The 25,183-nt window shown below is 51.3% G+C and carries 20 protein-coding genes, 1 tRNA gene and 1 riboswitch; of the genes, 8 read left to right on the forward strand and 13 right to left on the reverse strand.

The window, feature by feature from the left end:
- Nucleotides 1–236: 236 nt before the first annotated feature.
- Nucleotides 237–1,610: a siroheme synthase CysG gene (gene cysG, locus Q0V82_RS04500; RefSeq protein ID WP_297573051.1), complete on the reverse strand. Its 1,374-nt coding sequence runs from the start codon at nt 1,608–1,610 to the stop codon at nt 237–239.
- Nucleotides 1,611–1,852: 242 nt separating this feature from the next.
- Here cysG and Q0V82_RS04505 point away from each other — a divergent pair, with 242 nt between their 5' ends.
- The 3 genes from Q0V82_RS04505 to Q0V82_RS04515 all read left to right on the forward strand — a co-directional run bounded on the left by Q0V82_RS04505 (nt 1,853) and on the right by Q0V82_RS04515 (nt 3,948).
- Nucleotides 1,853–2,161: a c-type cytochrome gene (locus Q0V82_RS04505; protein WP_297573053.1), complete on the forward strand. Its 309-nt coding sequence runs from the start codon at nt 1,853–1,855 to the stop codon at nt 2,159–2,161.
- Between the two features lie 147 nt (nt 2,162–2,308).
- Complete coding sequence (gene msrP, locus Q0V82_RS04510; protein ID WP_297573054.1) at nt 2,309–3,223, forward strand: protein-methionine-sulfoxide reductase catalytic subunit MsrP; 915 nt, start codon at nt 2,309–2,311, stop codon at nt 3,221–3,223.
- Between the two features lie 65 nt (nt 3,224–3,288).
- On the forward strand, nt 3,289–3,948 hold the full coding sequence (locus tag Q0V82_RS04515; RefSeq protein ID WP_297573056.1) for a sulfite oxidase heme-binding subunit YedZ: 660 nt from the start codon (nt 3,289–3,291) through the stop codon (nt 3,946–3,948).
- Here Q0V82_RS04515 and Q0V82_RS04520 read toward each other — a convergent pair.
- The 11 genes from Q0V82_RS04520 to Q0V82_RS04570 form a co-directional block, all read right to left on the reverse strand.
- Nucleotides 3,945–6,059 carry an ATP-binding protein gene (locus Q0V82_RS04520; protein WP_297573058.1) on the reverse strand — a complete coding sequence of 705 codons (2,115 nt, stop codon included), beginning with the start codon at nt 6,057–6,059 and terminating at the stop codon, nt 3,945–3,947. The two genes, Q0V82_RS04515 and Q0V82_RS04520, sit on opposite strands and share 4 nt — an antisense overlap.
- A 99-nt stretch (nt 6,060–6,158) precedes the next feature.
- Complete coding sequence (gene recG / locus Q0V82_RS04525; RefSeq protein ID WP_297573060.1) at nt 6,159–8,174, reverse strand: ATP-dependent DNA helicase RecG; 2,016 nt, start codon at nt 8,172–8,174, stop codon at nt 6,159–6,161.
- 507 nt (nt 8,175–8,681) lie between these two features.
- The gene (locus Q0V82_RS04530) at nt 8,682–9,173 is read right to left on the reverse strand and encodes a YaiI/YqxD family protein (RefSeq protein WP_297573062.1); all 492 of its coding nucleotides are present in this window, start codon (nt 9,171–9,173) and stop codon (nt 8,682–8,684) included.
- A gap of 17 nt (nt 9,174–9,190) precedes the next feature.
- Nucleotides 9,191–10,102: a patatin-like phospholipase family protein gene (locus tag Q0V82_RS04535; RefSeq protein ID WP_297573064.1), complete on the reverse strand. Its 912-nt coding sequence runs from the start codon at nt 10,100–10,102 to the stop codon at nt 9,191–9,193.
- Nucleotides 10,099–10,854, reverse strand: a complete 756-nt coding sequence (tsaA, locus tag Q0V82_RS04540; protein WP_297573069.1) for a tRNA (N6-threonylcarbamoyladenosine(37)-N6)-methyltransferase TrmO — start codon at nt 10,852–10,854, stop codon at nt 10,099–10,101. Before tsaA ends, Q0V82_RS04535 begins: the two co-directional genes overlap by 4 nt.
- 86 nt (nt 10,855–10,940) lie before the next feature.
- Nucleotides 10,941–12,263, reverse strand: a complete 1,323-nt coding sequence (locus Q0V82_RS04545) for a sodium-dependent transporter (protein ID WP_297573070.1) — start codon at nt 12,261–12,263, stop codon at nt 10,941–10,943.
- A 110-nt stretch (nt 12,264–12,373) separates the two neighbouring features.
- Nucleotides 12,374–12,826, reverse strand: coding sequence for a DUF4124 domain-containing protein (locus Q0V82_RS04550; RefSeq protein WP_297573071.1), 453 nt, complete (start codon nt 12,824–12,826; stop codon nt 12,374–12,376).
- A gap of 126 nt (nt 12,827–12,952) precedes the next feature.
- Nucleotides 12,953–13,417: a hypothetical protein gene (locus Q0V82_RS04555; RefSeq protein ID WP_297573072.1), complete on the reverse strand. Its 465-nt coding sequence runs from the start codon at nt 13,415–13,417 to the stop codon at nt 12,953–12,955.
- Nucleotides 13,414–14,403: a Nudix family hydrolase gene (locus Q0V82_RS04560; RefSeq protein ID WP_297573073.1), complete on the reverse strand. Its 990-nt coding sequence runs from the start codon at nt 14,401–14,403 to the stop codon at nt 13,414–13,416. The genes Q0V82_RS04555 and Q0V82_RS04560 overlap by 4 nt, the downstream gene beginning before the upstream one ends.
- 76 nt (nt 14,404–14,479) lie before the next feature.
- A complete protein-coding gene (argJ, locus tag Q0V82_RS04565; RefSeq protein WP_297573074.1) occupies nt 14,480–15,721 on the reverse strand; it encodes a bifunctional glutamate N-acetyltransferase/amino-acid acetyltransferase ArgJ in 1,242 nt (413 codons plus the stop codon).
- 291 nt (nt 15,722–16,012) lie between these two features.
- A complete protein-coding gene (locus tag Q0V82_RS04570; RefSeq protein ID WP_297573075.1) occupies nt 16,013–17,059 on the reverse strand; it encodes a serine/threonine protein kinase in 1,047 nt (348 codons plus the stop codon).
- Between the two features lie 441 nt (nt 17,060–17,500).
- On the opposite strand from Q0V82_RS04570, the gene Q0V82_RS04575 reads away from it, so the two are divergent.
- Nucleotides 17,501–19,099: an ABC transporter ATP-binding protein gene (locus Q0V82_RS04575; RefSeq protein ID WP_297573076.1), complete on the forward strand. Its 1,599-nt coding sequence runs from the start codon at nt 17,501–17,503 to the stop codon at nt 19,097–19,099.
- 89 nt (nt 19,100–19,188) lie between these two features.
- Here the strand turns inward: Q0V82_RS04575 and Q0V82_RS04580 are convergent, their stop codons facing one another.
- Complete coding sequence (locus tag Q0V82_RS04580; protein WP_297573077.1) at nt 19,189–20,910, reverse strand: SulP family inorganic anion transporter; 1,722 nt, start codon at nt 20,908–20,910, stop codon at nt 19,189–19,191.
- A gap of 181 nt (nt 20,911–21,091) precedes the next feature.
- Here Q0V82_RS04580 and Q0V82_RS04585 point away from each other — a divergent pair, with 181 nt between their 5' ends.
- The 4 genes from Q0V82_RS04585 to Q0V82_RS04600 all read left to right on the forward strand — a co-directional run bounded on the left by Q0V82_RS04585 (nt 21,092) and on the right by Q0V82_RS04600 (nt 24,625).
- Nucleotides 21,092–21,247 (forward strand): cbb3-type cytochrome c oxidase subunit 3, encoded by a 156-nt coding sequence (locus tag Q0V82_RS04585; protein ID WP_297573078.1) that lies wholly within the window; start codon nt 21,092–21,094, stop codon nt 21,245–21,247.
- 183 nt (nt 21,248–21,430) lie between these two features.
- Nucleotides 21,431–21,507, forward strand: a tRNA-Pro gene (locus tag Q0V82_RS04590).
- Between the two features lie 205 nt (nt 21,508–21,712).
- Nucleotides 21,713–23,104, forward strand: coding sequence for an ATP-dependent RNA helicase DbpA (gene dbpA, locus Q0V82_RS04595; protein WP_297573079.1), 1,392 nt, complete (start codon nt 21,713–21,715; stop codon nt 23,102–23,104).
- Between the two features lie 234 nt (nt 23,105–23,338).
- On the forward strand, nt 23,339–24,625 hold the full coding sequence (locus Q0V82_RS04600) for a DUF445 domain-containing protein (RefSeq protein WP_297573080.1): 1,287 nt from the start codon (nt 23,339–23,341) through the stop codon (nt 24,623–24,625).
- A 291-nt stretch (nt 24,626–24,916) separates the two neighbouring features.
- Nucleotides 24,917–25,025: riboswitch (glycine riboswitch) on the forward strand.
- The last annotated feature ends 158 nt before the right edge of the window (nt 25,026–25,183 follow it).

The raw sequence follows: 25,183 nt of genomic DNA on the forward strand, positions 1-25,183 counted from the left end.
TATGCGTTATTGGCTTGCGTAGTGGCGTTTTTGTTCTCGGGGCCCAGCAGTATTTATGTGGCGCAGCGCTGGGGCTCGGGTAAAGGGCGGCCAATGTCGGATGATAAATCCGAAGTTCGTTTGTCTGATTTGACCGAGATAAAGTAAGTGGGGCAGTGAATTAAAAAATGGCCAGCGATTGAGCTGGCCATTTTTGATGGTAAGGCAGATTTGTTACGCACTGTGGTGCGAATTGTTTAGCACCATTTTAATTTGTCATGCAATTGCACCACGTCACCAATAATCAGCAAGGCGGGTGGTTTGATGCCTTCTTGCTCGATGCGTTCGGCCAGCTCAATCAAGGTAGTGGTGACGACTCTTTGCTGGGCGGTGGTGGCGCGCTCAATAATGGCCACAAGGGTATGTTGATCTCGACCATGACTCATCAGCTGTTCAGCAATATACCCAGCTTGCGCGACGCCCATATATACCACGACGGTTTCGCTGGGGTTGACCAAGCGTGGCCAATCCAAATCAACTTCACCGTCTTTTCTGTGACCGGTTACAAAAGTAACTGATTGGGCGTAATCACGATGCGTGAGCGGAATGCCAGCGTAACACGATGCGCCAGCGGCCGAAGTAATGCCGGGCACCACTTCAAACGCAATGCCATGCTGGGCCAATTCTTCGATCTCTTCGCCGCCACGGCCAAAAATAAACGGATCGCCCCCTTTAAGGCGCAATACTTTTTTGCCCTCGAGTGCTAAACGCACCAGCAATTGATTGATTTCTTCTTGCGGCAGGGCGTGGTTATTGGATTTTTTGCCCACATAAATCCGCTCAGCGTCGCGGCGCACCATCTCCATGATTTCGGCAGAAACCAGATTGTCATACAGCACCACGTCGGCTTGCTGCATAAGGCGCAATGCGCGAAACGTCAGCAAATCGGGGTTGCCCGGGCCACTGCCGACTAAATACACTGCGCCACTGGGCGTGGTTTCGGGGTGATCGATGGCCGCGATCAGTTGCGCGCGGGCGTGCTCGATTTGCCCAGAGAACACTTGGTCGGGAATCGGTCCGGCTAAAACAGCCTCCCAAAACTCGCGGCGCTGTGCTGGGTCGGGCATTTTTTCTTTGCAATATTGGCGTAGCTCACTGCCCAATTGCGCCAGATTGCCCCAGCCGTGAGGAATCAAGGCTTCAAGTTGAGCGCGTAAATGCCTTGCTAACACCGGCACACCGCCGCCGGTTGAAATGGCGATGGTGAGTGGAGCGCGATCAATAATCGCCGGGGTAATAAAGCGGCTATGGCTTGGGTCGTCCACCGCATTGACCAAAATGCCAGCTGCCTCGCACGCCGAAAACACCGCTTGATTGACGCTGGCTTGGTCGGTGGCGGCGATGACTAGGCGTTGCCCAGTAATCTGCGTGATCGAAAACTGCGCCGGTTGCCAGCGCACTTCGCCCGATCGAACTAAATCATGCATCTCGTCACACAGCTCGGGCGAGACGACGGTGACATCGGCACCGGCGGAGCGTAATAAACGCAGTTTGCGAACGGCAATTTCACCGCCGCCCACAATCAGACAGGCTTGTTGTTTTAAATTCAAAAATAAAGGAAAGTAATCCATGATCTAGGCCATTTTGTTCGGGCAGAGAGCTATTGTCGCGGTTTTTGGCGGTGATGGCGTAAAAATTTCAAAGATTGAGCGCAGTTTTGATGTTTGGCAGAATGTGGTGCATTATTTTTAGGCATTATGCCGATTAGACTGCGTTTGTAGGTGAAGCAATAGCGCTATCAAAGTAAGATAAAGTGTAGAAAGTCGTCAGTGAGATGGCTTGACGGGTCAATCGTTATATAAGGGTTTGAATTATGAAAGTTATGCCTTGGGCGGTATTGAGTTTGGCCTTACTCCAAGGGGCGGCAATCGCCGCACCGGTTGAGGCGATGTTAAAGTCAAAAAACTGTATGGCTTGTCATTCGGTCGATAATAAAATCGTGGGGCCAGCATTTAAAGCGATTGCAGCCAAATATAAAGGCGATAAAAACGCCGTGACTTTGCTGGCCGGTAAAATTCAAAAAGGCAGTGTTGGCGTTTGGGGCCCGGTGCCGATGGGGCCGAATATGGTGACGGGTGAAGAAGCCAAGCAATTGGCGACTTGGATTTTGGCGCAGAAATAAAAATGCACTGAAAAAGACCGTAAAGTGAATACTTTACGGTCTTTTTTGTTGGTGGCCTGTCAGAATACTTGCATTGGTACGACAAAGTAAAAAACCACCCTCATGCGTTGTGCGGGGATTCAAGACCGCATTTTTGGAGAACTCGTCATGCTTATTCGTCAACCTAGCGATATTTTGCCGTCAGAGATAACGCCGCAATCGGTATTTTTAAATCGCCGCCAGTTTATGCTCGCAGGGACCAGCGCCTTATTGCTCACGGGCGAGGCGATGGCCGGTTTAAATGCCAAGCCCAGTGCCTTGTCGGTCAAAGAGTCGCCAAATAGTTTGAAGCAAATCACGACTTACAATAATTACTATGAATTTGGCACGGATAAGGGCGATCCTGCGCTGTATGCGGGGCAGCTAAAAACCAAGCCGTGGCAAATTGTGGTGAACGGTGAGGTCGGTCAGTCGCGCACCTATAGTATTGATGATTTATTAAAGGTGGCGGCTTTAGAAGAGCGTATCTACCGCTTACGCTGTGTAGAAGGATGGTCCATGGTAATACCTTGGGTGGGTATTCCGTTGGCCAGTGTTTTAAAACAAGTCAACCCCACGTCAAAAGCCAAGTTTGTTGCTTTTGAGACTTTAAACGACCCCAAGCAAATGCCGGGCCAGCGCAGCCGTGTTTTGGAATGGCCTTACCGTGAAGGCTTACGGATTGACGAGGCGATGCATCCTTTAACGATTTTGGCGGTGGGCTTGTATGGCGAAGTGCTACCCAATCAAAATGGCGCGCCGGTGCGCTTGGTGGTGCCGTGGAAATATGGTTTTAAAAGCATTAAATCCGTGGTCGGCATTCGCTTGCAAGAGCAGCAGCCCACAACGAGTTGGCAGCAAAGTGCGCCCAATGAATATGGCTTTTATTCTAATGTGAATCCCGATGTGCCGCATCCGCGTTGGAGTCAAGCCAAAGAGCGGCGAATTGGCGAATTTTTAAAGCGCGATACGCTGCCGTTTAATGGTTATGGCCCGCAAGTTGCGTCGATGTATCAAGGCATGGATTTGCGTAAGTTCTTTTAACTTGTTCGGCTCGACAATTTTTTTGTACGTCATTTGAACAAAACCTTCTACTGCAAGGTATATCCATGCAACGCATTATGAATGAAGGCTTAAAGCCTATACCTCTATTGTTGCGCGATAGACTCAAAGGTTTTTTGCCGCGTCCAACTAAAGTACTGCTGTTGATTGCGGGTCTGCTGCCTTTGGCGCGCTCGCTGGTGCTGAGTTTGGAAGCGGTCAATCCCATTGAGTTTTTTACTCGCTCGACGGGTACATGGGCGCTGGTGGCACTGCTGCTGACTTTAAGCATCACACCTCTGCGGCAGTTAACGGGCTATTCGCGTTTGATTGACTACCGCCGCATGCTGGGGCTATTTACCTTTTTTTATGCGTTTTTGCATTTCATGACGTATCTGTGGCTGGATCAGTTTTTTGATTGGTCGGCGATCGGGCAAGATATTTTAAAACGTCCTTTTATTACCGTGGGTTTTGCGGCTTTTGTGTTGTTAATTCCGCTGGCGGTGACGTCAACCAAGGGTTGGATGCGGCGTTTAAAGCGCAATTGGTCACGCTTACATCGTTTGGTGTATGTGATTGCAATTTTAGGTGTGGTGCATTATCTCTGGCTGGTGAAGGCTGACCTGACTACGCCCGCGATATATGCCGCCGTATTGGCGGTGTTGTTGGGCTGGCGTGTGCTGCGGTATTGGCGGGGTCGGCGCGATCAAGCACCAGCAAACGGCTAAGCCAGTTGTTTTTGCTGGTGCTCGATGATGGCGCGGTGGGTGAGTTGAACCTCGCTATCGAGCTCGATTAGTTGCGTGCTTTGGTAGTGTGCTGGGTTTTGTTCAATTAGCGCGAGGCATTGCGCGACACGGTCGGCACCGATTTGCAGCGCAATGCCTTTGCCGCTATGCGCTAAACGACAGGACTCTTGCGGGTCTTGCAACTGCGACAATTGCTGAATAATTTCATGAATCCGTTTTAAGCCTTTTTCGCTGATGCTAAAAAAACGCTCAGCACTAAACCCGAGCCGCGATTGCGCTTGCGGGTTGAAATACGCCAATGTGGCGTGTGCTGGCGCTGGCTCGCGGTGGGTTTCAATAAACGAAGCGCTTAAATTTTGAGTGATGCTGGCAATGGCCTGAATCAGGTCTTTGGCCGAAAAAGGCTTGCCAAGCCAGCCGTTAAGGCCAATGCGTTGAATTTCGGCCTCGCTGGGCCGTAGGCCCGCACTGACCATGAGTGCGGGGATGAAATTACCGCGCTGGCGCAAAATTTCGAGTGTGGCAATGCCATCTAACTCGGGCATATTGCGATCAATCACCAACATATTGATGTGTGGGTTTTGGTTTAAGAGACTGAGAGCCTCTTGCCCATTACGCGCCTCGATGACGTTGGCGTTGGCTAAGCATAAAATTTGCCGCATCAGGTCGCGATTTACTTCTTGATCTTCAACCAACAAAATACATAAGCCTTGCAGCGAGCATTGTGGCGCAGGGTTTTGGGCGCAATGCGCTTGAATTTCAGCTTGTACAGTACAGGTGAAGGTACTGCCTTGTTGCGGCTGGCTGGTAAAGCTTAAATCGCCAGCCATATTGAGCGCATATTCTTTGCTGAGCGCTAAGCCAAGGCCGGTGCCGCCTTTAAAGCGTCCGCTGGCAGTTTGCTCAAAAGGGCGAAACACCGCGTTGATTTCTTCGGCATCAATGCCCATGCCTTGATCTGCGACGATGGCTTGTAGTGTGATGCGCTGTTCGGTCAGGGTTGTGGCGCTGATATGGCAAGTAATGCGGCCGTGGTCCGAAAACTTAATCGCATTGCAGAGTAAATTAATCAGTATTTGCCGCCATTTGCCAGTGTCTAGCCATACATTGTCAGGAATAGGGTCGGCACTAATCGATAGTGACAGGTTTTTGTTGCGTGCCATCGGCTGAAACGTAGCCTGCAAATCGCTCAATAGCGCTGGCATGTCTAATGGGCTGGGGTTGAGTGAAAAATGCCCCGCTTCAATTTTGCTCATATCGAGCACATTGCCCAGTAGCGTTTGTAAGTGTCGGCTGGCTTGAATGATATGCTGCAAATACGCTGGATTGCTGCGGTCAGCATGGGCTTGGGCTAATTCGGCGTAGCCCAAGATGGTGGTCAGCGGTGTGCGCATTTCGTGGCTGATTGAGGCTAAAAAAAGGCTTTTGGCTTGATTAGCCGCTTGAGCACTTTGTTCGGCCGCTTTGAGTTGCGCTAGTGTTTGTTGGTTGCGCCATAAAGTGCGCAGCGCAAAATAAGCAAAGCCACTCATCAGTGCCAATAGCAACACAATCAGGCTAAATCGGTAGCGACTAAAGCTGGTAAAGGTGTCTTTTTTGGCTTCTAAACTGGCATTGTATTGCGCGTCGATCGAGGAGACGACAATGCGTAGGTGGGGGGCGACTCGCGCCATGCTGCTGGCTAGTGCCGGTAATTGCGCCGCGCTCAGCTCGGGGAGCAATTGCTCAGTTTTTTTGGCCCATTGCACCAGTGGCGTAATGTGTGCATTAAATTTGGGATTGTTGGAGTATTCGCTAAATTGGCCGTTGTCATAATGGTGGATTAGCGTTGCAAAATCAGCAAACGCAGCTTTGACTGCGCTAAAGTTTTCCGACTTAGGATTTTTGATGGCATCGTCGACGGCGCGTTCGACAAAACTAAATAGGCGATTGCCAGAGCGCGCTTCTTTAATCAGCTTTTGCTGCGCTGGCGAGTTAAACTCGTTGAGTAACTTTTGCGCTTTAAATTCATAACTTAAAACAAAAATTGAGACCAAGCTCAATACGCCGATCACCATGCAAAAAGTCGTGCGAAATTTGAAGTGATTCAAGCGAGTGCCCTAAGCCAAAAAATGTATACTAGTAGTATATCCTTTTGAAATTCTTACGTGTCGATTGCGGTAAACCCTAGTCGTTCACTGTTGCTTTGTTTACACCTTGAGTAACGCTTCGCGTCCGGGCAACCAACGATCTAAATGTGGCTGAGCCAGCTTGGCGTGGTGCTGCAAAATGGTTTCGGCGCTGTCTCTGGCTAATTCAAGTAAATCAGCATCGGTTTCTAAGTCGGCAAAGCGCAGCATCGGTACGCCTGATTGCTTAATGCCGGCCATATCGCCCGGCCCTCGGATGTGCAAATCTTGGCGGGCAATTTCAAAGCCGTCGGTGTGCTCAAAAATTACTTTTAATCGCGCCTTGGCGGTTTCGCTCAGTGGCGTGGTGTAGAGCAAAATGCACAAACTAGCGTGTGCACCACGGCCAACGCGGCCGCGTAATTGGTGTAATTGCGACAAACCCATTCGCTCGGCGTGTTCAATCACCATGAGGCTGGCGTTCGGCACATCAACGCCGACCTCGATCACCGTGGTGGCGATTAAAACTTGAATTTCATTGCGAGAAAAAGCCGCCATCGTTGCGGCTTTTTCTTCGGGTTTCATTTTGCCGTGTAATAAGCCAACGGCAATCCCTTCGAGCTCTTCGCTGAGCTGGGCGTGGGTGTCGACCGCAGTTTGCAATTGCAGTGTTTCAGACTCTTCGATTAAGGGGCAAACCCAATACACTTGCCGCCCTTCGAGCACTTTGGCGGCAATGCGCTCGATGACTTCGTCGCGGCGCGCGTCGGAAATCAGCTTAGTAATAATCGGCGTGCGCCCAGGCGGTAATTCATCAATCACGCTAACGTCCAAATCGGCATAAAAACTCATTGCCAAAGTACGCGGAATCGGCGTGGCACTCATCATCAGTTGATGCGGGCTTTGGCCTTTTTCGCGTAGCGCCAGTCTTTGCTGCACACCAAAGCGATGTTGCTCGTCGACAATGGCTAAACCGAGGTTTTGAAACGCCACACTGGCTTGAAAAATCGCGTGGGTGCCGACCAAGAGTTGTGCGCTGCCGTCACTCGCGGCGGCAATCGCTTCGCGTTTGGCTTTGGCCTTTAGGCTGCCAGTGAGCCACACCACGTTAACGCCCAGTGGCGCTAACCATGCCGATAGTTTTTGGAAGTGCTGTTCGGCCAAAATCTCGGTAGGGGCCAGCATCGCCACTTGAAAGCCCGCTTCAATTGCATGGCAGGCGGCCACGGCGGCAACAATGGTTTTGCCTGCGCCCACATCGCCTTGCAGCAAACGCTGCATCGGGTGCGCTTGCGCTAAATCTTGGGTGATTTCAAGTAGCACGCGTTTTTGCGCGGCGGTGAGAGCAAACGGCAAGTTGGCAATCAGCTGCGCGCCGAGTCGCCCGGCGGGGTCGATCTTGGGGGCAGTTTTTTCGCGGCGCACTGCGCGCGCTAAGCGCAGCGACAATTGCTGGGCGAGTAATTCGTCAAACTTGAGTCTTTGCCATGCCGGATGCGTGCGGGCGGTGAGCAGTATCTTCGGGATGTCGGGTGTTGGCGCATGCAGTAAACGCACGCTGCTGGCAAAATCGGGCAATTGCAGTGGCGCTAAAATGGCGTCGTTCAGGGTGTCGGGCATGGGCGTTTTGGTCAAAGCTTGGCCGATCCATGTGGCCAGTTGCGCTTGCGATAAACCTGCCGTGGTTGGGTAGATCGGGCTTAAGGCTTCTTGCAGGCTGACTTCGCCGCCAACGCGAATTTTGGGGTGAACCATTTCGGTGCCAAAATAGCCGTGACGTAAATCGCCATAGAGTCGCACGCGCTTGCCCACCGCCAATTGCTGCACTTGGCTGGGGTAAAAATTCATCAGCCGCACCACCAATGAGCCGCTGGCGTCTTTAACGCGGGCATTGAGTTGTTTGCGCGGCTTGTAATTGACTTCGCAAGACAAAACCTCGCCCTCAACCAAAACCGGACTGCCCATCGGCGCGTCGGCAATGGCGTAGAGATGCGTTTCGTCTTCGTAGCGCAGCGGCAAATGCAAAATCAAATCAAATTCGCGTTGTATCCCCAATTTATGGAGACGCTGCTGTTGGGCGGGTGTGAGTGAGCTCATTAGGTGGCTTGAACAATCGTTCTATTGACCTTACTGTACCGTATTTGCGCCATTTGAGCTAGGGGCGGTTGACATTGGCGGGTCGAGCGCCTTACGTGAGCTGGCTGCAGTTGACTGCGGGCTTGATTTTAAAAATCCGACGCAGAGGCGCAGAGGCGCGGAGGAAAACATTGGCAAGTCGCGGTATAAATTGTTGTGTTGCTTGGTGGTTTAAGTGGTTTGAATCATCGAAAGGCCGACGCAGAGGCGCAGAGGCGCGGAGAAAAACATCAATACGTTGATAGTTTAAATCGTTGCGTTTATTGGTGGTTTGAATGGTTTGAATGGTTTGAGTTGTCGAAAGGCCAGCGCAGAGGCGCAGAGACGCGGAGGAAAAACATCAGTATGTTGCAGTTCAAATCGTTGCGTTTAATGGTGGTTTGAACGGTTTAAATTTTGATTGTTTTGATTTTGCTTTTCTCCGCGCCTCTGCGCCTCTGCGTCAAAAGTTTTTTCGGTGTGCAGCGTTTAGCGGCCGTGTTGTGCTAAAAACCGATCCAGTGCTTTGGCAAAAGCTTGTTTGTCGCTTTGGCTAAATGCCGCTGGGCCGCCCGATTGCAGGCCGGCGCCGCGTAGTTCTTCCATGAAGTCGCGCATATTGAGTCGTTCGCGGATGTTTTCTGGCGAATAAAACTCGCCGCGAGGATTGAGCGCGTGTGCCTGTTTGTCAATGATGCGCGCCGCCAGTGGAATGTCGGCGGTGATGACTAAATCGCCCGCTTGGGCTTGCGCCACAATCCAATGATCTGCTTCGTCAAAACCATGGGCCACTTGAATCGCACGAATATGCGCCGACGGCGGCACGCGCACCAGTTGATTGGCGACCAAAGTCAGCGGCAGGGCTAAGCGATCGGCGACGCGAAACATGATTTCTTTGATGGCCACCGGGCAGGCATCGGCATCGACCCAAAGATGGCATTTTCTAGGGGTATTTGTGTCTAGATTTTGCTGTGTATGCATTGCTGGTAAATACCCCGTTAGTTTTTGCTGCGCTCAGCGAGTTTTTGTTTGATCAAGGGTAGCATCGCCAATGCGGCTTTTTCGCCTTCTAAAATGGCGACGTTTTTCATATCAAAATCACTGGCGCCAATTTTGCCGACTTTAGGGCGAATCACGATGTCGGCGCGGGCGAGTTCTTGTTCGCCCAGTTTTTGTCCCATGATGACAATCGCTTGGTTCATCACGCCCAGTGTGCTGGTGCTGGCGGCTTGGCCGCTGGCTTTGCTGGAGATATCTACCGCAATCACAAAATTAGCGCCCAAATCGCGTGCGGCATCGACCGGTACGGGGCTGACTACGCCGCCATCGACGTATTTTTTATTGGCTATGCTCACCGGCATAAAAATCCCCGGAATGCTGCTCGACGCGCGCACGGCTTGGCCGGCGTTGCCGCGGTTAAAGGCGATTTTTTTGCCGGTATCCAGCTCAGTGGCCACCGCAGCAAACGGTTTGGGGAATTGGTTGATGGCTTTATTGCCGACCAATTGATTGACGTAATCTTGTAGTTTTTGCCCTTTGATTAAGCCGCCGCCGAGTAAATTGACGTCGCGGATTTGGCTTTCATCCAGACTAAATGCGCGCTCTTGCAGCGTAAACGCATCCATCCCGCTGGCGTACAGCGCGCCAACCACGCTGCCGGCACTGGTGCCGGCGACGACTTCGGCTTGAATGCCGTTGGCTTCAAGCATTTTAATCACCCCAATATGAGCAAAGCCTTTGGCGGCACCGCCGCCGAGCGCGAGGCCGATTTTAATTTTGGGTGCTGGCGTTGGCGTAGGCGGTGCGACTGGCGGCGTACTGCACGCGGCCAATAGGCTGCTGGTGATAACGACCATCAGCGTGCTTAGTTGTGGGCGAAACTGTTTGAGTGCGTACTGAAATCGGTTCATCGTGGTTCCATTGAGAGCACCAAGGCGGTTTGACCATCGCATCGCCATTGGATTTCATACTGATAAAGCCGGATGCCATAGCTGCGGCATGGGTCGCTAGCATAGGCAGGGCGTGGGTCTTGGGCTAATACTTCGCAAATTAAGGCGTGCAGTGCACTTGAATCGGCGGCTGGCAATTGCGCCAATTGGCGGTGGGCGGTGGGGCTAAATTCAACCTTTAGCGTTAGCGGCGCGCCGCTGACAAAGCCGCCTTTCGCCTCACTTTGGCATTCAATAAACGGAATATAAGGCTTGATGTCGATAATCGGCGTCTGGTCGACTAAATCCACGCCAGAAAAGCGCAAGGTCACGCCGTTTTTGGTGTCGATATCTAAAAGACGCACCAAAGACAAACCCAATGAATTGGGGCGAAATGGACTGCGACTGGCAAAAACGCCGACTTTTTCATTGCCGCCCAAGCGTGGTGGGCGCACCGTGGGTGACCAGCGACCAAGCGTTTCATGAAAAATAAAATTCAGCCAAAGATGAGAAAACCCGTCCAGGCCGCGTACGCAATCGGCGTGATTAAATGGCGCAACGAGTTTGAGTGTACCAATCGCATGCGGCGCCAAGCTCGGTTGGCGCGGAATGCCGAATTTGTCGACAAAAGGCGTGCGAATAAAGCCGATGGGCTCGATGGTGTATTGGTTTGGATTCACAGAATTTGGATTGTTTGGATTGTTTGGATTCACAGGGTTTGCCGGCGTCAGCATAAAGCGGCCATAAAAAAGCAGCGAGTGCTGGATATTACCGCACTCGCTGCTCTTTATTGGGCGTGACTGCTTGAATGGGTGAACAATTACAAGTTATGCGCCCAAATCACGCAAATCACAATCGGCGCTACTACGGCGCAAATGAAGCGAAACGCCGGCAAAATACGCGCGGCATCTTGCGCAATCAACGACGCTTGCACGCGCGGCCAAATCGCCCAGCCAGCAAACAATGCGGCCAATAAACCACCGGCAGGCATCATCACATTGGAGGCAGCGTAGTCCATCAGGTCAAATGGGTTTTTGCCAAAAATATGAAAATCAGCCAATACGCCAAATGACAATGCCGCTGGAATGCTCAGTGCAAATACCGCAACACAGGTCATTAAAGTGGCTTTTTGGCGTTGAACGTTAAATTCATCAATCAAAAACGCCACAATCGGCTCGAGCAAAGACACCGACGACGTAATGGCAGCAAAAATCAGTAGCAAAAAGAACATCACGGCAAAAAATTGACCGAATGGCATTTGCGAGAAAATCGCAGGCATGGTGATAAACGTCAGGCCCGGACCAGCGGATGGATCAATGCCAAAAGCAAACACCGCCGGCAGCACCATCAAACCGGCCATCACGCAAGCGAGGGTCGCCAGTAGTGAAATCCACAGTGTTGCGCCGGGGAGTTTGGTTTTTTCGTCAACGTATGAGCCGTAGGCAATCAAAATCCCGCAGCCGACCGACAATGAAAACATCGCCAAGCCCACCGCTTCAATCATCATGGCAGCGTTGATTTTAGAAAAATCTGGGGTAATGAAATACATCACGCCGTCCATGGCGTTAGGTAGGGTCAATACCCGCGCGATAATGATCAGCATCAAGATAAACAAGGCTGGCATTAAGACTTTACTAGTGCGCTCAATGCCTTTTTGTACGCCGCCCATCACAATGCCGACGGTGGCTATTAAAAATAGACCGGTGTAAAAAATGCTTTGGCTTGGGCTGGCAATAAAGCCATTAAATAAGTCGCTGAGTGCTTTAGTGTCTTGCGTCATCACTTCGCCGGTAAGCGATAGCCATAGGTAAGCAAAACTCCAGCCGCCCACCACGCAGTAAAACGACAGTAAAACAAAAATACACAACACCGAGAGCCGACCCGCCCAAGGCCATAAGCCGCCTTTGAGATTGCGATACGCGGTGGTGGCGGATTTTTTGGCCATATGGCCGATGCTCATTTCTGCCAGCACCATTGAAATGCCGATCGTCAGTACACAGGCCAGATACACCAATAGAAATACACCGCCGCCGTTTTTGCCGGCAACGTAAGGAAACTTCCAAATTGCACCAAGACCGACTGCTGAGCCTGAGGTGGCAAGAATAAAGCCAAGTTTTGAGCCCCAATTGGCGCGTGAAGTCATAGAAAAATACTCTTGTTAAATTGTCACCGCGTGAGTTTTGCTTTTTCAAGCCCCTCGAACAAGGGTAATAGTTGGCTGGTCGTGCTGCGATTTGTGTGGTTTGCGAGTTTTTACTGCCCTGGCTTGGGCGCGGTTTGGACTTGGCTGATTGCTGCCTGCCATTGCGCTAGGTTGAATTCTTTCAAAATTGTTGTTTCAATAATGAGGATTGGCGGACGGGCTTGTAAGGTCTTGGCAGCATTAAAAAAAGCCAACATGCTGTCTTCTTGGCTTGGATCGGCCGTTTTTAGCGCGTAGCGCAATTTGCTTTGTTCTAATAGCGCCTGTGCCGCTTCACAGTTTGCCCCGCATTGTGGCGTAATCCATAGTGTGATCGCCGCAGGTTTGTCCGTGGTGGGCGCTGGCGCGCTGCTGCTGTGTATCTTTCTTTCTTTGGCCGCGGTGTGAGTCGGTGCGCGATCGGAATAAAACACATTGCCCTCAGTATCGCGCCATTGGTAGACCTTGCTGGCAAAGCCCATGCTGGATGTAGTAAGCAAAGTAAGTAAGAGCCAGAATCGCATAACAACCTTTAAATTAAAATTGCGAAGTACGACATATTGTTTTTGTGTTCAAGCATTGAAGTCGAAAACACCACAGTTTAAGTGGCGCGCCACAGTAATGCGGCGCGCCAAGATTAAAAGCTCAGATTAAGATTTGCCGCGTGAAGTGGTTTGAATTCGAACTTCAACTTGCTCTAGCTGCAAAGACAGCAGCCAGTCTTGGCGTTTTTGGCTGCAAATCGGGAGTGCGGTTTCGGCCTGCCATTGATCTTTGCCGATGTCTTGCATTTTGTAGCGATTGCTACCCATGTCCATATCCACCATTTGCCAATTTAAATACACCGATTTGGCAGGGCCAGTTAGCGTGAGGGTGACGGGTTGATCGGTGCTGACCGGTGCGGCACTTTTGATTTGGTAGCTTTGTTCGTTGATTTTAAACTGACAGCCTTGCTGCAAGTCTGGGCAAGAAATATGGATCACTTGATCGACTTTTGCTTGTTGCCAGCCTTTAAATAAGCCCATTTTATAAGCAAATAAACTCGCGCCCAGTAGTAGCGCGAGGATCAAAACGCTTTTTCTGGCCCATGCATTGTTTTTGAGGGGGTTTTTCATTGTGCTTGACTCCATGCGGCGCGCAGTAGGGCTACGCCATGTCCGCCGTGTGCTTGGGCGGTGTGAAGGGTGGATTGGTTTTGTCCGCCAATGGCAAATACCGGAAAGCACCAGCCCAGTTGCAATAATTGACTGAATTTTTCCCAGCCTAAAGGCGTTTGCCCCGGATGGCTTTGCGTTGGCGCAATATGGCCTAAAAAGGCAAAGTCAACGCCGATGCGCGCCGCAGCTTCAAGATCGCTCAGCTGATGCGTGGATGCGCTCACCCAATCGATGCTGCGAGGTCTAGCGTTCAGTTGCTGTAGTTGGCTGGCGGTAAAATGAATGCCGTCGGCTTGGATCGCTTGGGCCAAGGCTAAATCACGATGCAAAATCAGTTTGCCGCCGTGTGGCCGGGCAATGCTTTGCACTGCTTTTGCCAGATCTTGGTAATCACTGGCGGATAGTTGTGGTTCACGTAACAATAAGCAAGTTGGGCTAGTGGCCCACTTGGTACTGAGTTGCGCCATAAACGCTTCGCGACCTAATTCGGCCATATTGGAGATTTCAATGACCTCCGGCAAGGCTAGGCCACGCAAAATCGGGCCGTTGGCCGGCAAAATGGGTGAAACATTCAATTGACCTACACCTTGCCAAGCGAGCTCTTGCCCCTCGTGGCCGTGCAAAGTGCCGTTCCAGCCGCGCACTTTAAAAAATCGTAACTCCACATTGGCGTGCGGATAAGCAAAGCGCTGAGTGAGCCACGGTGTGGCGGCGGTGACGGCTATGCCCATTTCTTCTTGCAGCTCGCGGCATAAAGCGTCGTGAGCGGTTTCGCCAGCTTCGAGTTTGCCGCCCGGAAATTCCCAGTAATGCGCGTAAGGCTTGCCAGCGGGACGGCTGCCCATTAAAAACTGCCCTTGTGCGTTGATTAATACCCCGGCGGCAACGACGGTGGTTTTTTTGGGGCTGCTGGGATTGCTGTGGTTGCGGTACTCTGGCTGCATGGACGGGCTCGAAAAAAAGAAAAATCGCCAGCTAAGCCATCGTGTAGGCGACTTGGCTGGGTCTGGCAGGGATAGTTTAGCTGCGGTAGTCAGCGTTGATTTTCACGTAGTCGTAAGAGAAATCACAAGTCCATACCGTGGCGCGGTGCTCGCCGCGGTTGAGTTGGATATTAATGCTGATTTCAGCTTGGTTCATCACGGCTTGGCCTTGGCTTTCTTGGTAATCAGGATTGCGCCCGCCATCAATGGCCACTAATACGTCGTCAAGCCGCACTTCGATTTGGTCGACGTCTAAATCGCTAATGCCGGCATAGCCAATCGCGGCCAAAATACGGCCTAGATTAGGGTCCGAGGCAAAAAATGCAGTTTTAACCAATGGTGAGCGGCCGATGGCGTAGCCAACGGCTTTGCATTCGGCGTAAGTGGCGCCGCCGGTCACATTAATGGTGATGAATTTGGTTGCGCCTTCGCCGTCACGCACAATCGCTTGCGCCAAAAAGTGCGAAACCTGCTCAATTGCCGCGCGCAAAGTGGCGTAGTCGCGGCTATTGGCATCGGTGATTTCGGTGTTGCCGGCCAGCCCTGTGGCAATGGCGATATAGCTGTCGTTGGTGCTGGTGTCGCCGTCAACGGTGATGCTATTAAATGAAGCATCGGTCGCGGCCAGTAGCATCTCTTGCAATAAGGCTTGGCTAATGGCGGCGTCGGTGGCGACAAAGCCGAGCATGGTGGCCATATTCGGGTGAATCATGCCCGAGCCTTTGGCAATGCCGGTCACGGTGATAGTTTTGCCAGCCAAAACGATTTGCATGCTGGTCGCTTTGGGGGCGATGTCGGTAGTCATAATCGCGTTAGCGGCCTGTGCCCAGTTGCTAGCGGACAAATTGGCTTTGGCAGCCGGCAAAACGGCGATGATTTTTTCTGATGGTAGTGGCTCTAAAATCACGCCGGTTGAAAAAGGCAGCACTTGTTCGGATGTACAGCCCAACTCACTGGCCGTTGCGGCGCAAATTTGCTCGGCGCGCGCGAGGCCGTCTAAGCCGGTGCCCGCATTGGCATTGCCAGTATTGATCACTAGCGCCCGAATCGATTGGCCTGTGGCCAAATACTGCTGAAGATTTTTTTGGCAAATCCGCACTGGCGCGGCGCAAAAGCGATTTAAGGTAAACACCCCCGCAACGCGGGCGCCATCGGCGATTTGGATTAAGGTGGTGTCTTGGCGGCCGACTTTTTTAATGCCTGCGGAGGCAATGCCAATTTCAACCCCGGCAACCGGGAATAATAAAGCAGGATCAATGGGGGCGAGATTAACCGGCATGCAAGACTCCAAATGGTTGCAAATTTTAAAAAGTAAGCAGATTGTAACGTGATGCGACTGAGCGACGAAAGGCTTTTGCTCGGTGCGATGCACGTGGATGGGTCAGTGGCTTAGCAAATCAGCGACGATCTTTGCTTGTTAATCGCCGCTGACTGTACTGATTGTACTGATTGTGAAGTGCGTGACTTCAATCTGATTGTCGCAGATTCTGTGGCCAGCCGTGTTCGCGGTCAAAAACACCTTATTCATCGCTCAGAACATCTCTCAGAGCGCGGTGTTTTTGCGCTGTGTTTACATATCCCAATACGGCGGATCGATTTCATCGTCGATGCGGATGTAGCCAGTCGATTCATTGCTCCACAGTGGCGGCAAATGCATGATTTCAATTTGCTCGCGCAGCTCGGCAATCCGGTCTTGCCAATAGGTGGCGGTATTAAACCAAGGAAAAGCCGCCGGAAAAGCCGGGTCATCCCAGCGCCGCGCCAGCCATGCGCTGTAATGCATCAGGCGTATTGTTCTGAGCGCTTCAATTAAATGCAGCTCGCGCCGATCAAACTCACAAAAATCTTCGTAGCCGGCCAAAATATCCGCCAGTTGATTTTGTTGCTCTTCTCGATCGCCAGACAGCAACATCCATAAATCCTGAATCGCTGGGCCGGTGCGCGCGTCGTCAAAGTCAACAAAGTGCGGCCCAGCTGGCGTCCATAAAATATTGCTCGGGTGGCAGTCGCCGTGTAGGCGGATCAGTTGGATGTCGCCAGCGCGTTGATAGCATTCAGCCACACCGGCGAGCGCCGCTTCGGCAGTCGCTTGGTAGCTGGCGGCTAAATCCAGTGGAATGACGTTATTGTTGATTAAATAGTCGAGCGAGTCTTGGCCAAAGGTTTGCGGCGTGAGTTGTGCGCGATGGGCAAAGGGACTGAGTTGGCCAACAGCGTGAATCCGGCCTAAAAATCGACCAATCCATTCGCGAGTTTCAGCTTGATCGAGCTCGGGCGCGCGCCCGCCACGGCGTGGGAAAACCGCAAAACGAAAATCGCCAAAGCGATGCAGCGTTTGGCCGTTAAGCGTTAGCGGCGCAACCACCGGAATTTCGCGCTCGGCCAGTGCCTGCGTAAACTCGTGTTCTTCTAAGATCGCCGCGTCGCTCCAGCGCTCGGGGCGATAAAATTTGGCAATGACTGGGTCGCCATCGTCGATACCAACTTGGTAAACGCGATTTTCGTAACTATTGAGCGCAAGTAAATGCCCTGAGCAAGCCAGGCCAAGCGATTCAAGGGCGTCTAAGGTCAGGTCGGGCGTGAGTGCGGAGTAAGGAGCAGGTTTCATGCTGGGCATTTTACGCCGTTTGTACTTGGGCTAGGCAGTCAATTTGTGGGTTTGGCTGTTTTCTTTTTGCGCGCTTTCGGTGGGATTCAGGGTGGATTCAAATTGTTGCCAGTTTGTGCGTTTTTTTCTGGTGTTTGAGAGATGCTCTTATGAGTGCGAAGGAAGTGCTTTATGATCGATCATTAAGCTTGCGCGGTGCGCATGAAGTGCTTGCTAATGCGCTGGTCTGCTGATTCTTTGTTCGCTAGCGGGTTAGGAAGCCGCCGCCGTGACATCAAGCAAAGCGCAATTCAAAGCGAAATGCTTTTATCCAGCCCGATGGGTTTGTTTTTCTCCGCGCCTCTGCGTCTCTGCGTTGAAAGGTTTTTGGCGCGCTTGACACTAAAAATAGCCAAGTGATTCGTGTTAACGAGGTTTTGATGGGTTTAGTTGATTTGGGGTATCAGCGCTATGGTTAATTTGTTGACCGTGTCGAATTTATCGCTGCGATTTTCCGGTGCCAATGAGCCGGTGGTGCGTGATGTAAGTCTGCATTTGCATGTGGGTGAAAAATTAGCCTTGGTGGGTGAGTCAGGCTCGGGTAAAAGCGTTTTGGCGCGCAGTCTGTTGCGACTCGATCGCGAGGTGATTGCCAGTGGCGAGATTAAATTTGCCGGTCAGTCTTTGTTGCCCTTGCCAGAATCAGCGCTGCGTTTAATCCGTGGTCGACGCATTGCGATGATTTTTCAGGAGCCAATGACGGCGCTCAACCCTTTGCAAACCGTCTACACGCAGATTGCCGAAGTCTTGGTGGGGTATAGCGCTGCAGCGGCTAGAGATAAGGCGTGTAAGCTATTACTGCGTATGGGTATTGCGGATGCCGCTGATAAGCTCGATGTATTCCCTTATCAATTGTCAGGTGGGCAGCGGCAGCGGGTGATGATTGCCATGGCGATTGCTACTGAACCCGAGATTTTGATCGCTGACGAGCCAACCACCGCGCTTGATGTGACGGTGCAGGCGCAAATCATGGCCTTGCTGAGTCAATTGCAGGCCGAGCAAGGGATGGCGGTGTTGTTTATCTCGCATGATTTAAATCTGGTACGCCGTTTTGCTGATCGAGTGGCGGTGATGCAGGCAGGGCAAATTGTCGAGACGGCGCCAACGCAGCAATTGTTTGCGAGTCCCGCTCATCCCTATACCCAGTCTTTATTGGCGGCGCGCCCGACTCGCGTTGCTGCGCCTTTGCCATCGCATTCACCTTGCGTATTACAAGTACGGCAATTAACGCATGCTTATCCGGTATCTCGTTCGTGGTTTCGCACGCAACTCAAAACTGTTTTAACTAAGCTCGATTTTGATTTGCACCGCGGACAAACTTTGGCGGTGGTGGGTGAATCCGGTAGCGGTAAAACAACCTTGGCTTTGGCTTTGCTGCGTTTATTGCGTGTGGGTCAGGGCGGCGGTAGCGTGCAATTAACGCTAAATGGATCGCCCGCACTGCAATTGAGCGCATTGCAGGGCAAGGCGTTGCGACAGGCGCGCCAGCATATACAAATTGTTTTTCAAGATCCGTTTGCCGCTTTGTCGCCACGGCTGACGATTTTTGATCTGGTGGGCGAGGGTTTGTTGGTGCATCGCCCAGAATGTAGTACGGCTGAGCGCCGTGAGCAGGTGATTGCGGTATTGCAAGAAGTGGGCTTGGGGGATCATGCCGACATGGACAATATTTTGTCGCGCTACCCGCATGAGTTTTCTGGTGGGCAAAGGCAAAGAATCGCCATTGCGCGGGTGTTGATTATGCAGCCGAAAATTATTGTGCTCGATGAGCCGACGTCGGCGCTCGACGCGACGGTGCAGCAGCAGATTTTGCAGTTATTAGTCGCTTTGCAGCTTAAATTTGGTTTGAGTTTTTTGTTGATTAGCCATGATTTGGCGGTGGTGCGTGCTTTAGCGCATCGCGTGTTGGTGCTTAAAAACGGTGAAGTGCTCGAAACGGGCGATGTTGAGCTGGTGCTGTCTGAGCCGCAGCATCCTTATACTCAGCAATTATTAGCGGCGAGTCTTTGATGGGTTGTGGAGAGGTAGGGGGGGTGAAGCGGTACGAGGCGGTACGCAGCGGTGGAATGCGCTGCGCTTATTCGCACCCTACTTGCACCCTAAGGCTTGTTGGTGTTGGCCCAGTATTTAAGCGCTTCGTGCAAGGTGGTGAATATATGCTCTGCGCCAATTTTTTCGGTGATGTGATGGCGGTTTAAGTCGTCAATAAAGGCGGTATCGCAACGGGCAAACATCAGTGTGATGTTTTGTTGCTGCAATTGATCATCCAGTTGGCGTAGCGATTGGGCGGCCGAATAGTCGATGTGCGTCATGGCTGAGGCATCAATCATTAAGCAGTGCACTGGCGTAGCGGCTTGGCTTATCAGTGAGTGAATGTCGGCGCTAAAGCGGTGCTCGTTGGCATAAAATAAGTCGGCGCCAAAATGATAAATAATCAAACCCGCTTGCGTTGTCGCGCCCGGCTCAATGGCTTGCGTTACCAAATTGCCCTCCAAGTTGGCTTGCAATATCGCGCAATGCGGATTGTAGCTGTGGCTAACGTGATGCAGTAAAGACAGTAGCGCGGCAAATAGCAGTCCTTGCTCAACGCCGACTAAGGCCACGGTCATTGCGGTAATGATCGCCAGCTTAAATTCCCCTGGGCTTTCTTGATAAATGGCTTTGAGTGCGGACACATCAATCATGCCGATGGCGATGCTAAACACAATCGCGGCAAGGACCGTGTGGGGTAAGTAGGCGAGCCAGGCGGTCAAAAAAACCAAAGCAATCGCAACAATCCCCGCAAACACCAGTTGCGCCACTTGGCTGCGTGCGCCAGCTTGTACCGCCATTGCCGTTTGCGTAGGGCTGCCGTTAACGACAAATGCCCCGCTAACCGCTGCTGCGGCATTGGCGGCGGCAAGACCTAATATATTGGCGTTTTCATCTTCGTCTTCTTGAAATTGCAAGGCATAGATTCGTGCGGTGGCGGCACTTTGCGCAATGATGATGACGGCGCAAGATAGCGCTAATGGAATCAGTGTGAGCGTGCCATGCCAAGTCATGTCGGGCCAAGATAGTTGCGGTAAGCCGCCAGGCACCGGACCGATTAAGGCAATGCCCCAGTTGGAAATGGCGAGATATTTTCCGGCCAGAATGCTAGTGAATACGGCAATCATCGCCACGGGGAAGCGAGGATTGATGTGCTTGCCAATTAAGATGGAAAAAATCACAAAGATGCCCAGATAGAGCGTGGGTAAGTTGATGTCGGGTAAATGAGTGACTGCGAAATGGAGTTGCGACCAAGTAGTGTGGGCTTGATGGGTTTGCTTATGAATCCCCAAAAGCGGCGCGAGCATAGCGATGCTCACTTGCAAGCCAACGCCAGTTAAAAAGCCGGTTAAGATGGTTCTGGATAAAAAGTCAGCCACAAAGCCGAGTTTAAGCCAGCGCGCGATGAGCAAAATGCCCGCAGTGAGCAGGGCGACGATGGCGACTAAATTCATATATGCGGCGCTAGCTGGTGTGGCCATGCCCGATAAGCCGTTGGCAAAGATGGCGGCAGTGGCAGAATCAGCCGCAACGACTAAATGTCGTGACGCGCCAAACAGAGCAAAGCCCAGTAGGGGGAGTAATACGGTGTAGAGCCCGGTCACAATGGGCGTACCGGCAATACTGGTGTAGCCTAAAACTTGCGGAATATTGACTGAGGCGAGGGCGATGCCGGCTTTGGCGTCATTGATGACCCCTTGGCGGGTATTGGGTATCACGCCGCGCGCTAGCGGAATGCTCGGGCAGCGATATTTGCGATAGAGCTTGACTGCAGTCTGAGTGATCGTCATTCGGATTTGGATGGTTTTGAGTGGGTATTTGAATTCTACGCCGCAAATGAGCTTTCGCCTTGCTGTGTTGTGGATTTATTAAATTGAAAGTAAGCTGGTGCTGGTATTGGGGGGTGTGTTTGTTTTGCTATTAACTTAATTCGGTCGTGTCTTGCTGGGTTGCGGCTGTAGGAGCGTCATCATGGGTTTGTCGATTTATCATTGGATTTTAATTATTGCCTTTGTGGCGATTGTGATTTGGGTGTTTGGAAAAAAGCAGAAAAAACGCTTTGAAGAAGACGCCAAATTGCCGTTTGATAGTGAAAAAATCGATAAAAAAGATAAAAACGCAGATTAAATCAAGACGCCACGTCAATTGATTGCCGCATACGGCGCGAGGTTTTTTGCGTGGCAAGTGATTGGCTTGTTTTTAATTGCGTGTAAAAACAGGCTGTTATTGGTTTTCTCTGTTGTTTGTCGATATTTTTGTTCGATAGTGCTTGACCCTTTTTTAAATGATCTATAATATTCGGGTCCTGTTCGGGGCGTAGCGCAGCCCGGTAGCGCACCTGGTTTGGGACCAGGTGGTCGTGAGTTCGAATCCCACCGCCCCGACCAGACTTCTTGCTTTGCCTCATCTCAGTTTCACCCCTGCATTACCAATCTAAATCTTAGTTCTCGTTGTAAATCCCTTAGAATGCTTGTAGTGCAATGGATTGATTTAAGCCGCTTAGCTTAATCGATTTGCGATGCGATTTTTAAGTTTTCGCGCTGCAGATGCCACTGCCTTATTGGCTTGCTTTCTATACTTATTGGATTTGCTATGACTAAAACGCCGTTTTCCGCTCTAAATTTACCTGCTGAAATGCTCGACAATCTGGCTTCGCTGGGATTTGAGGCGATGACGCCAATTCAAGCTGCCAGTTTGCCAATTGTGCTCGAAGGCGGCGATATTATTGCTAAAGCCAAAACTGGTAGTGGTAAAACGGCTGCGTTTGGTATTCCGCTACTGCAAAAACTCAATATTAATTTGCACCGCGTACAAGCTTTGGTGCTGTGCCCAACGCGAGAACTGGCCGATCAGGTGAGTAAAGATTTGCGCCGTTTGGGACGCCATTTACCCAATTTAAAAATTCTGACTTTATGCGGCGGTACACCGTTAACACCACAAGCGGCCTCGCTTGCGCATGGTGCACACGTGGTGGTCGGCACGCCAGGTCGTATTCAAGATCATTTGCATAAAAACACCCTGATCGTAAAACAAGTCAGTACGCTGGTGCTGGACGAAGCCGATCGTATGCTCGATATGGGTTTTGGCGGTGAAGTGCAAGATGTGATTGATTTTCTGCCGCGCTGGCGTCAAACCTTGCTGTTTTCAGCAACGTATCCTGAAGGGATTCGTAAACTCAGTGCGTCGATTCAACGCGCGCCGACTGAAGTCACGGTGGAGTCTTTGCACGATCAAGTGTTTATTGAACAGCAATTATATTTGGTCAAAGACAACGCAGAAAAAGCCGATTTGCTTAAACGCATTTTCGCGCATTACCAACCGGCGTCCAGCGTAGTGTTTTGTAATACCCGACAAGACTGTATGGATTTGGCGCGTAGTTTGCAAAAAGATGGTTTTGATGCCATTGAATTACACGGCGAGCTCGAGCAGCGTGATCGTGATTTAACCTTGGTGCAGTTTGCCAATGGTAGTTGCCCAATTTTGGTGGCCACCGATATGGCCGCCCGTGGTTTAGATATTAAAGATTTGGCCGCCGTGGTGAATTACGAATTGCCGTATGACCCTGAAATCTACGTGCATCGAATTGGCCGTACTGGCCGCGCAGGCAAAAAAGGCATGGCATTTAGTTTGGTGTCGCCATCGCAAGTGAAACGTCAGCGAGCGATTGAAGAATACCTTGAGTTGCCGATTCCAGAAGGGCAGGAAGCCGATCTCAAAATCAACGGTGATTACGCATTGCCAGCCAAAATGGCGACGATTTGCTTTGATGCCGGTCGCAAACAAAAAGTGCGCCCCGGTGATGTGGTTGGCGCTTTAACCGGCGACGGCGCAATTCCGAATGATGCAATTGGCAAAATTGATTTGTTTGAATTCAGAACCTATGTGGCGGTGCAATTGCAATACGCCAACCAAGTGATTGCTCGTTTGGGTAATGACAAAGGCAAACTTAAAGGTAAGCCGGTTAAAGTTCAAATTGTGAAATAAAACGATTTCAGTCTGCATAATGCCCAGCCAATGCTGGGCATTATTGTTTGTGCGGCGACATGCAATGCGTTGTAAAGCACATGTTGCGCGACAAGTCACGCATATTGTCGCCAGACGATTTAACGTAGCTGCGGTAAAGTGAACGCACTGTAGCTGTTGTTTGGATGGTTTAAATCGGGGTGACTGGATCACGCCGCATGCCCTGTGACTGGGCTTGATGATTGGGAGTTGTTAATGAGTCAGACCCCGCGCCAGCCGGCGGCACGTTCTTTTGATGTTAAAGCGCAGCGTTTGCGGCTGCTAAAGCGTAATGCGACGCTATTGCTGGTGCTGATGGCGTTGATTATGCTGCTGGCGACGTATTTTCGCGGCGCGCATCCCAGTTTGCCTTATATTGCCGCTTTTGCTGAGGCCGCTTTGGTTGGTGGTTTGGCCGATTGGTTTGCTGTGACCGCGCTGTTTCGACATCCACTGAATCTGCCGATTCCGCATACGGCGATTATTCCCAAAAACAAACACCGCATTGCCGATAGTTTGGGCGAATTTATTGAAACGCACTTTTTGTCCAGCGAACGGATAATGGCCAAGGTGAGCGAATTTAATCCGGCGCGTCGATTGGCCGCGTGGCTGCAAGTCGACGCGAATGCCAAAGCGGGCGCAGATCAAGTTGCCAGGCTGATGGATTTTATATTGCAAAGCTTGACTGAACCGGCGATGGCGCTGCGTTTGCGCGGTTTATTGCTGCAGCAATTGGCGCAAATTGATTTGGCAAAACCGGCTGGCGAGATTTTGGCGGTGATTCGGCAAAGTGGTCAGCATCAGGTGATGCTCGATGCGGTGCTGGCGCATTTAGAGCAAGAATTGCAGCAGCCTGCGGTGCAGCAGAAGTTGGCGGCCATCATTGCCGCTGAATTTGATTATTTACGCTGGATTTCACTCGATGCAGCCGGTGGGCGCTATATGGCCAAAAAGCTGGTGCATGCGGCGGGGCGTGAAGTGCAAAACATGCGCGAATCGAGCGAACACCCGCTGCGCGCGCACTTTGATCAAGAGCTGGGAAAACTGCAGCAAAATCTAAAGCACGATGCCTCACTACAAGCGGCGCTGCAGTTGAGTCAACAGCACTTACTCGCTCAACCGAGTTTACTCAATGCCATCGACAGTATGTGGCTTAGAATGGTGGCCTGGTTGGCCGATGATTTGGCCGCGCAAGACTCAGTGCTACGCGCTAAATTGGCGCTCAGTTTGCAGCAATTGGGTGCGCGTTTGAGCGATGACGTGGTGCTGGCCGACTGGTTAAATCGCCACGCCCGCGTGGCCGCTGGAGTGCTAGTCAAAAAATATCGCCGCCAAATTGGCCAATTTATCGCCGAACAACTCAAAGCTTGGGATGATGGGGTGATGGTTGAGCGGCTGGAAGTCAGTGTTGGCGTTGATTTGCAGTTTGTACGCCTGAATGGCACGCTGGTGGGCGGGCTGATTGGCGTGGTTTTGTATACTGGGCATCAATTATTGCGTTAAAAAGTGGGGTTTCTCGGTGTTGATGATGGTGTCGTATTGCATGATTCGTGCTGATGACCAATGTAATCAAACTCAAACTCAAACTCAAAGCGAAGCCAAATCACGCGGTACCCGCTTTGAGTCTTGCTGCTTAGCGTGTTACCGAGTGAATAGTGGCTTTGATTTGTAATCTTGACCGCACACTAAAGCCAAGCGATATGTATTCGCTTGGCTTTTTGTTTTTTGTGGCAAGGATTAGGGTAAAAATCCTGTTTTGTGGCTTGCCAATTGGCAAGCTTCCCGTGATAATCCGCCGGTACAGCAGGAGAGTGTGATTTTTACCATTTGATTGATTTAAATCACCACCGAAGGCGCAAATGCACCCGCAAATCGCTCAGGTATCAGGGACTGCTGGCAAAAGTAAAACTCTGGAGAGCGGTGCTCGGTGTTTACACCCGCAGCATCCACCGAAGGGCTCAACGGCAATATCCTTTTAATTGCGATGCCTCGTGCGATCACGGGGCGGCGTTAAATTGGATTTTTTCAGCAGATCTATGCTGCGGCCGGAAAATCTCAGGT

It is taken from the genome of uncultured Deefgea sp. (genome assembly GCF_947072475.1).
Taxonomy (GTDB): domain Bacteria; phylum Pseudomonadota; class Gammaproteobacteria; order Burkholderiales; family Chitinibacteraceae; genus Deefgea.